This is a genomic window from Microcystis sp. M_OC_Ca_00000000_C217Col (assembly GCF_007095585.1).
Taxonomy (GTDB): Bacteria; Cyanobacteriota; Cyanobacteriia; order Cyanobacteriales; family Microcystaceae; genus Microcystis; species Microcystis panniformis.
This window is the reverse complement of record NZ_SFBV01000064.1, coordinates 1-7781: the sequence shown is the minus strand read 5'-3', so window position 1 is coordinate 7781 and position 7781 is coordinate 1. Positions and strand designations below refer to the sequence as shown.

The following is a 7781-nucleotide window of genomic DNA, read 5'->3' as shown; positions in this document are numbered from 1 at the left end:
CAGCCATTTATGAATGTTTGAATGATGCCCATTTGAAACATAAAAAAGAACTGGATTCCTTGCTGACTCTACGATTTCAGAAGTTTAATAAATCTCAGATTATGAACGTCTAAAGTATAACCCATCCTACAAATAATTTGCCTCCCTACTTAAGCTGTTGACTATCTAAATTACTCGTTAAGATTGCAGGGGAGCAGGGAGAGGCAGTTTGAGCATTTGTACTAAAATTTCCAATACGGAGTTTAAATTCAGTACAGCTTACAGTGCTTATGCCCAGAATTTGACCTATATATGCTCGAAAAACTTGAAAAGACCGCTACGCCGTTTTACCTAAGTTTATGACCTGGGTTAACCAGGTGGGAACTTATATTACGCGTTTCTGTTTCCGAGTACAAGCTCGGTTTACTACCACACGAATTGGTTATTTGCTCCCTTATCACAATCAAGCATAGATCAAAAAACTTGAAAGGCAGTCACCAACGTAGAAGCCCGATTTGTTTTCATCATAGCATTTTTTTTTCTCAGAGGCAAGAGGGGAGATTCAGTGATCAGTGATCAGTTATCAGTGATCAGATTTGAGTTTTCAGTTTACTTTTTACCGATCACAGCCAAAAAGCCTGCCAAAACCCAGCAATTCCCAGTAGATCCGTATGGGGGAAGTTCAGCTAAAAGAAGTTTGAAACGCTTGCTTGGCAATGCTTTGAAAATTTCATGGCTATTTGGGCAACCCGAATGTCCTGCTAAGAATAAGTTTCGGCTTTTGTGTCAATCTGCGCGATCATGGGGCGATCGCCCAAAGAGGCAGCCTCTCCCGCCACTGCCATCTGCACCATATTTTGAAACAGGTCTGTCAATGAAATTCCAGCAGCCTGAGCCATCATTGGAATGACGCTTTTCTGAGCAAACGAACAATACAAACCTGCTTCTAAAAACCACGGCTGTCCGTGTGGATCGATCCGAAAATCAAACAAACTGTAATGCCGACAGCCCAAAGCAACGTGACATTGTTTTGCGAGCGCCCAAACTCGCTGAGTCACTGGATCCCTAGGATCAACAATCCACGCCTTGGTTTTCTCCTTAGCAGCACAATCCAAACTACCATCTTCATTTTGCTTGAGTTTATCTGCATAAGTCCGAATCGGATGAGTTTCGGGATTCACGGCGTACTCTTCTAGCGGCAAGCAAACTAACTCGCCCGCTTGCACAATCACCCCACAGCGAACTTCTCGACCCAGTTCGATAAACTCCTCAACTAAGACTTCATCTGCATACTCAAAGGCAGTTGCTAAAGCAGCATCTCCATCGGTGTCTGTTGTAACTAAACTCAAACCCAATGAATTATCGGAATGGTTCGGCTTAATAATCGACGGACGGGATACAGATAAGCAATCGCCTCGATGCAGAACCTTGCCAGCGGGCACGGTCACCCCGGCTGCGGAGACAACCGCTTTCGTCTTTGCCTTATCTGCGGCTAACGCCATTAGCTCAGCCGAATTTCCCACATAGGGAATTTTGAGCAGATCGAATAGCGCACGGTACTGAGTCATTCCGGGCAGGCAGAACATTTGGGGTACCATCACATCGATCGGTCGTTGAATTAAAACCGCGACCGCTTCAGGGACTGAAACTGAGGGAGTCTGGGCGATCTCGGCATTGTCTAAAGATTTGGGAAACCGCCACCTCAAATCTGGCGACACGTAGGCAATGTGGAACTCATAGAGGTCTGGATTCGCCGTATTTTGTAGACAATCTTGGGCATAGAGTCGCGACAACTCACAGTAAAAATCGCTCACAGCAGAGCCAACTAGATGCAAAATCTGCAATTTTTCCATGCTCTAGTCTCCTCCCAGTTCAACAAGCTTGCCAATGTTGAAGTCAATCCGAATCCATTCACTGCCGCGCCGAAAACTTCCCAGCAGTAATAGCGGAATCTGCCAATGATGCACCATTAAAAAAGGGAGGGGATCGTCCCACTCAAAGATGGCATCTTTGCCGTTGACGAGAATCTGTAATCGTTGCCTGAGCATCTTTGGAGAAAGTAGCTGGGTTAGCAATCTCCAAACTTCGTGATAAGTCCAATAGGTTGGGCGGCTAGAGGCAAGTGGCTGAGCCATCTGGGGGAGTGGATGTAGATTTAGATAAGCCTGTGCTACATCAGGATGGTTGTAGAACATCGTGATGGCAGAGTGTGTGCGCGGATTGCATTCGATCGCATAAACCTGTCCATCATCTGCTGCCTGAATGAAGTCGAAAGACACTTGTCCCGTAAGGTTCAGCCCCTTGACAAAGGCGAGAATCCACCGTTCAATCTCAGAATGATCAACGTGTTCGTAGTTGACCTGAAACGCTGAAGACTTGCAGCAGCAGTGAAGCTGCACGTGTCCTTGACGAACAGTACTATGGGTACAATATTCTTGCCCTGGAATATACTCCTGCATAATCCAGGGATTTGCTTCAGAAATGGGCAGCGATCGCACAAAAGTCGCCGTTTCCTCAGCGGTCGGACGGGGCAACTGCGTCAGATCCAATCGCCGCACTGAATCGTAAGGAATGCTTTTGAGGATATAGGGACGCTTTGCCTTACTAAAATCAAAGTCAATCACCTGCTGAGGATGGGTGATGCGATGGGATTTTGGCACGCTTAACCCTAGGGTTCCTGCGGCGATCGCAAAGGCGTACTTATCATCCAGTTGCTTGAGCCTCTCCACATCCACATGCATGACGGTGCAATGGGGCGCAAGCATTTCGGCAATGAGCGCATCATAATAACTGGCAACGGGGCTACAAACGGGAACGTAAACAGTAACGTTTTCTTTTTGCACAATCTCCAGTAATGCCTGAGCATACTGGGACGATTGCGGTTTGGGTATGGTGTAGAACCGATCAACGCACCGAGAAAAGCGGTGTCCGGTTAACCAGTACTTGTGCATCTCCACTAGGATGACTCGGTGCCCTGCTTTGTGAAATGATCGCGCAAGCTGCAAGGCTTTAGTCATCTTGCCGCCGCTAATGAGAACCGTTTGCGGATTTACCGTGGTTGAACGCAAAGCGCTCGCTACGCGAGATCGCGCCGGGCGAAGAACTAGCGATCTCAGCAAAGCAATCGACACGAGGGTAACGTTGAACGGCAATGCCAGCAGCAGCAAAGTAAGAGTGGCAAGGGTTTTTAAGCGCGATCTCACCCCGATGCTGCCCGCACTGACCGCTGGCTCAGAGAGAAGCTTAACGGGAGCGGTTTTTATCATAGGTTTAAGTGGGCGGATTAATGGACTACATACGCCGAATCAAGGTCAAGCCGTCTCGCAGAGGTAGCAGGACTTGCTCAACTCGTGGATCGTGGCTCAGGGTTTGGTTGAACTGTGCGATCGCCTTGCCATTGGGCGTAGGCGTTTCCGAGAGATAGGGCTGCCCCTGCATCAAAGTATTGTCCGCACAGATTAACCCGTTTGGAGCTAACAGCGAGGTAGTCAAGAGCAGATTGAGGTAGTCGATGTAACCTGCTTTATCGGCATCAATAAAGACTAGATCGAACACCTCTCCTGCCTCTGCAAGCTGCTTCAGGGTTTCAAGAGCAGGCGCCACCTTGACTACGATTTTGTGTCCGGCCGTCGACTCGTTAAAACACTGCCGCGCAAATTCAGCCACATAAGCATCAACTTCACAAGCCACGACCTGTCCATCGCTGGGCAATGCCTCTGCCATCGCTAGAGCCGAATAGCCCGTAAACATGCCAATCTCTAGCACCCGTTGCGCTTGCGTCAAATGCACCAGAAATTTGAGCATTTGACCTTCCACATGCCCCGATAGCATTTCCTGCTCTAGCTGGCGCACTGTTTCACCATCCGTAAATCGCTTGCTCCAGTCCTCCGCTTGAGTCCGTTGCACCAAGGCAGCCAAGGCAGGCGATTCGGGTGTCGTACAAACATCCAAATACGGGTCGAGTCCGCAAGCTAGGGCACAGACTTGCTGCAATTCAGCTTTGAAAACCGGATCAAGCCCATCGATCGACTCGGCGCGACCGACCAAGGCTGCTAACTTCGCTGAGATAATTCCAACGGGCGTAACGGGTCTCATACGCCTGCTCCCTCTAAGGCTGGCTCGAGGCGCACGTACATATCCTCACCATTGCCCTGACGAGGATAGTTTTGAGCGATCGCTCGGTGAACCGCTAAGGCCTTGTCCAACTCAGATCGCGTTAGGTCGTTCATAAACACGCATTGCCCAATCGGGCGGGGAGCCGCTGCTCGCTGCAAACCATCGCGAGTCCGCGTAATTGCTTCGGTCGCTTTCCACAGGAGTTCTGGGGTGAGATAGGGGCTATCGATCGCCAGCCCCAATCGGCTCATTAAGCCTAAAATGCGATTGCGGTCTTCAACCGAAATATAGCCGCGCAACTGGGCGATTGTCGCCGTAAATGCCATATCAATGTTGACGCTATGACCGTGCAACATCGGGGGTTCTGGCGTTAATTCTAGCGTCGGACTCCAGGTATGACCGTAAGCAATCACTCGATCCAAATCTAGCTCATGCAGGTTGGGCACCTCTAGCTCTAACATGGCTTGAATTGCCTTGTAAGTCAGACGGTGCCCTACAGCTTGCAACTCAGGGGTGCCATTCAGATAGCCAAAACGGCTGTGCAGCAATGCCGCACCATGTTCTTCTAGCAGCTCAAAGATTTCTTGATTGCCCACAACTGCAATCTTGATTAACTCTGCCATTCCGTTGCGAATTTGATCGATCGGCAAAGTTCCCAAAAATGAGAAATCAAGAATCACCTTTTGAGAGGCATGATACGCACCAAGACGATTCTTTAGTTTGCCGTGATTGACAGCAACCTTAATCGCCACGCTAGCATCAATCAAGCCAATCAAGCTTGTGGGCACGCGAATGTAGTTGGTTTTGCGACGATAGGCAGAACAAGCGAACCCAGCAACATCGGTCGTGAGTCCGCCACCCACAACCAAAACAGGCTCCTTACGCACCAGTCCAAAGTCGGCAAACGCATCGACAATCTTCTCGAAAGTTCTCAGAGTCTTTTCAGGCTCTTTGATACTGACTTGAAAAACAGTCAAATCGATTTGATAGTGAGCGAAGTACTGATCGATCTGCTGGCGATACAAACCGTAAACAGTTTGATCAATCACCATCAAGCAGCGTCTGAATGGTGCATAACTTTCGGCAATTTCGGGATTCCCAATTTTGAAAGCACCGTTTACATAGAGCAAACTGAAATCAATCTTTTCGTAGCCTTGAATATGAAAGGCACAATCTGTGGACGTAAAAGTAGCCTTGATGCCTGCCATAAGGTTTCATTCTGAGATTCTGTTACAAAGGTAACAGAATCTCAGAATTTATTCAACATCTTCTGCCAAAACCCAGCAATTCCCAATTCAAACGGTAGCACAGAATACAGAACCAGTCTTACTCTTGCCTTTCAAAATGGAGTGAAGGGTTTGAACAGTGGGTTTCGGGGGAATGGAAGTCAAACAACTGGGTTTTATGGGGATGCTGAGCTATTTCCAGCTAGTTATCCCTGGGATAACTGAGCCTCGAAGTGCCAGCAATGCTACCCGCTACAGTCTGAAAGACGCAATATTAGGGGCATTCGCCGCCTTTTTTCGCCAGAATGAATCATTTCTAGAAGATCAGCGTCAACTTAATAGTTATTGTGGACGAGATAATGCTCAAAGTCTGTTTGGTTTGGTCAATATCCCGACAGTAGAGCAGACGCGGAACATCCTCGATGGAATAGCCGCAAAGCATCTTTTTCCCCTGTTCAGATGGATTGATCAAGGGCTGAAAGACCAAGGCTATTTGAGGGGGTTTGAGGCGTTGGATGGCAACTTACTCGTCGCCCTAGATGCTACTCAGTACTATAGTTCAGAGAAAATTAGTTGTCCTTATTGCTCAAGCCGCACCTCAAAACAGGGAAAGATAACCTATCAAATCAGGAGAAAGGTAAAATTGGCTAAAGATTTAGTTTATCAAGCAGCCAAAAATGCTTTGATCAAAGATAATTGGTTAATTACTCATGACCCTTATACGATAAGTTTTGGAGGGGTGAATATGGCTGTTGATTTAGGCGCAGAAAAGCTGATTGCTGCGACTAAAGATCATCAAAAGATTGCCGTAGAAATTAAAAGTTTTTTAGAGGGGTCTTCAGCGATCTCAGAATTTCATACTGCTCTAGGACAATTTATTAATTATCGGGCGGTTTTAAAGAGAAAAGATCCAGATAGAGTCTTGTTTTTAGCTATTCCTAGTTTTACTTACGACACTTTTTTCTCTTTAGATTTTACCCAATTGATGATGAGAGAAAACCATTTAAAATTAATTATTTTTTCGCCAAGTCAGGAGGTAATTTTAAGATGGATAAATTAGCAAAATATCGTCAATTAGTCAAAAATATTCTCTCAGAATATACTCAATATAAACCCACTGGTAATGATTTAGAGATTCAAGCTATTTTTGATGAACAAAAAGAACATTATCAGGTCGTTACTTTTGGGTGGGAAGGCGAAAAGTATGTACATTATTGTCTTATTCATATTGACCTCAAGTCTGATAAAATTTGGATTCAATGGAATATGACAGAACAAGATATTGCTGAAGATTTAGTTAAACTAGGTGTTCCTAAAAAAGATATTGTCATTGGCTTTCATCCTCCTATACTTCGTCAATTGACCGATTATGCAGTAGGATAAATTAGTTTATCCTACTGCAATTAATCCCAGTTAGTTGTCTGGTTCTTGGGGGTTATCTGTGGGTGATTTTGCTTTTTTTGATAGGATACCTTTTACTTTTATTGCGGCTAAACCTAGTCCGAGTAATCCTAGACCAAAGACATTAGAAGCCTCAGGAACACTCTTTGGAGGCTGAGAAGCGATAGATCCATACTGCAAATGATCTATACTGATACCTACACTTATTAAAGTTTGGGAAATAAATGGATATCTTTGAAATTCCTTCTGGATTTATAACTCCGAAGAAACGATCGTCACCCGTGGTTCCATCAAATCTTCCATAAAATCAGGATTACCAATTAAAACGGGTAATCCACTGGCACTAGAGGCTGTTACACCCGGAGTATTTAGAAGACCATCTTCAAAGTTTTCAAGATAGAAATAGTTAAAATTTACACTCTTAAAGGGGCTATCATTAAAGCTTAAGTAGGGAGTCGGTCCCAAGATAATAGGAACCGCATTGGCAACCTGACTTTCTAAAGTTATGAAACCTAGAGATATCGTAGCAGTTACGACAACCATTTTAGATACGATGATCATTGCATTTTGACGATTCATGATGAATTTTCTCCTTGATTTGATTACTTCAAAACTTTGACAATCGAACTCAGCCCTAATTAAATTTGAGACCTTAATTGTGGAGGACTGATTTTCTCCAGATATGCTGGCAAATCATCCAGAGAAAGCAATGTCAAAAAACTTAACTTAGTTTTATTGATTTTCTCCAAAAAACCTAACACCTTACCCTCAGACATCTCAGCATTAATCTCCACAAAAACATAACCAACTCTGTCCGTTGACACTCCCATCGCGCTCATGCGAAGGATTCTTGGTTCATAGAGTTTCCTTAATCTGGCAGGACGTATCCAGCCAAACCAGAGGGAATCTCTCCCCAAGCGTATTAGTTTCGGTGTGTCCCACCGTACTTAGTCCCTTTTTGAGAATGATTAAAGTCAGTAAGAGAGTCGCCTCTCCTACTGCTCTACAAAACGGAACGTGACAATTTCTCGTCATTCCGCTCCTCAACTACACGGGGTT

8 protein-coding genes, 1 other RNA gene and 1 pseudogene are annotated in these 7781 nt (G+C 45.5%); 3 read left to right on the top strand and 7 right to left on the bottom strand.

The window, feature by feature from the left end:
• A pseudogene (locus tag EWV66_RS03795) lies at window positions 1-113 on the top strand (IS630 family transposase); the annotation flags it as partial.
• A gap of 193 nt (window positions 114-306) precedes the next feature.
• Here the strand turns inward: EWV66_RS03795 and ssrS are convergent.
• The 5 genes from ssrS to EWV66_RS03770 form a co-directional block, all read right to left on the bottom strand.
• A non-coding RNA gene (gene ssrS, locus EWV66_RS03790) (6S RNA) lies at window positions 307-494 on the bottom strand.
• A gap of 246 nt (window positions 495-740) precedes the next feature.
• A complete protein-coding gene (locus tag EWV66_RS03785; RefSeq protein ID WP_287108849.1) occupies window positions 741-1832 on the bottom strand; it encodes a D-alanine--D-alanine ligase family protein in 1092 nt (363 codons plus the stop codon).
• A gap of 3 nt (window positions 1833-1835) precedes the next feature.
• Entirely contained in the window at window positions 1836-3245 is a 1410-nt protein-coding gene (locus tag EWV66_RS03780; RefSeq protein WP_002794104.1) for an ATP-grasp domain-containing protein, read from the bottom strand.
• Between the two features lie 25 nt (window positions 3246-3270).
• Window positions 3271-4074: an O-methyltransferase gene (locus EWV66_RS03775; RefSeq protein ID WP_002794105.1), complete on the bottom strand. Its 804-nt coding sequence runs from the start codon at window positions 4072-4074 to the stop codon at window positions 3271-3273.
• Entirely contained in the window at window positions 4071-5303 is a 1233-nt protein-coding gene (locus tag EWV66_RS03770; protein WP_002790069.1) for a sedoheptulose 7-phosphate cyclase, read from the bottom strand. Before EWV66_RS03770 ends, EWV66_RS03775 begins: the two co-directional genes overlap by 4 nt.
• 172 nt (window positions 5304-5475) lie before the next feature.
• Between EWV66_RS03770 and EWV66_RS23985 the strand changes: the two genes are divergently transcribed.
• Together EWV66_RS23985 and EWV66_RS03760 are read left to right on the top strand one after the other, a co-directional pair.
• Window positions 5476-6381 carry an element excision factor XisH family protein gene (locus EWV66_RS23985; protein WP_334311333.1) on the top strand — a complete coding sequence of 302 codons (906 nt, stop codon included), beginning with the start codon at window positions 5476-5478 and terminating at the stop codon, window positions 6379-6381.
• The gene (locus tag EWV66_RS03760; protein WP_002790072.1) at window positions 6369-6704 is read left to right on the top strand and encodes a XisI protein; all 336 of its coding nucleotides are present in this window, start codon (window positions 6369-6371) and stop codon (window positions 6702-6704) included. Before EWV66_RS23985 ends, EWV66_RS03760 begins: the two co-directional genes overlap by 13 nt.
• A 270-nt stretch (window positions 6705-6974) precedes the next feature.
• Here the strand turns inward: EWV66_RS03760 and EWV66_RS03755 are convergent, their stop codons facing one another.
• Window positions 6975-7301, bottom strand: a complete 327-nt coding sequence (locus EWV66_RS03755) for a hypothetical protein (protein WP_052277608.1) — start codon at window positions 7299-7301, stop codon at window positions 6975-6977.
• 59 nt (window positions 7302-7360) lie between these two features.
• Complete coding sequence (locus EWV66_RS03750; protein WP_002790520.1) at window positions 7361-7561, bottom strand: hypothetical protein; 201 nt, start codon at window positions 7559-7561, stop codon at window positions 7361-7363.
• Window positions 7562-7781: the final 220 nt, after the last annotated feature.

Coding starts and splice junctions, on each gene's coding strand:
- EWV66_RS03780 (WP_002794104.1), bottom strand. CDS start 3,245: ATGATAAAAACCGCTCCCGTTAAGCTTCTCTCTGAGCCAGCGGTCAGT.
- EWV66_RS03785 (WP_287108849.1), bottom strand. CDS start 1,832: ATGGAAAAATTGCAGATTTTGCATCTAGTTGGCTCTGCTGTGAGCGAT.
- EWV66_RS03755 (WP_052277608.1), bottom strand. CDS start 7,301: ATGAATCGTCAAAATGCAATGATCATCGTATCTAAAATGGTTGTCGTA.
- EWV66_RS03770 (WP_002790069.1), bottom strand. CDS start 5,303: ATGGCAGGCATCAAGGCTACTTTTACGTCCACAGATTGTGCCTTTCAT.
- EWV66_RS03760 (WP_002790072.1), top strand. CDS start 6,369: ATGGATAAATTAGCAAAATATCGTCAATTAGTCAAAAATATTCTCTCA.
- EWV66_RS03775 (WP_002794105.1), bottom strand. CDS start 4,074: ATGAGACCCGTTACGCCCGTTGGAATTATCTCAGCGAAGTTAGCAGCC.
- EWV66_RS23985 (WP_334311333.1), top strand. CDS start 5,476: ATGGAAGTCAAACAACTGGGTTTTATGGGGATGCTGAGCTATTTCCAG.
- EWV66_RS03750 (WP_002790520.1), bottom strand. CDS start 7,561: ATGAGCGCGATGGGAGTGTCAACGGACAGAGTTGGTTATGTTTTTGTG.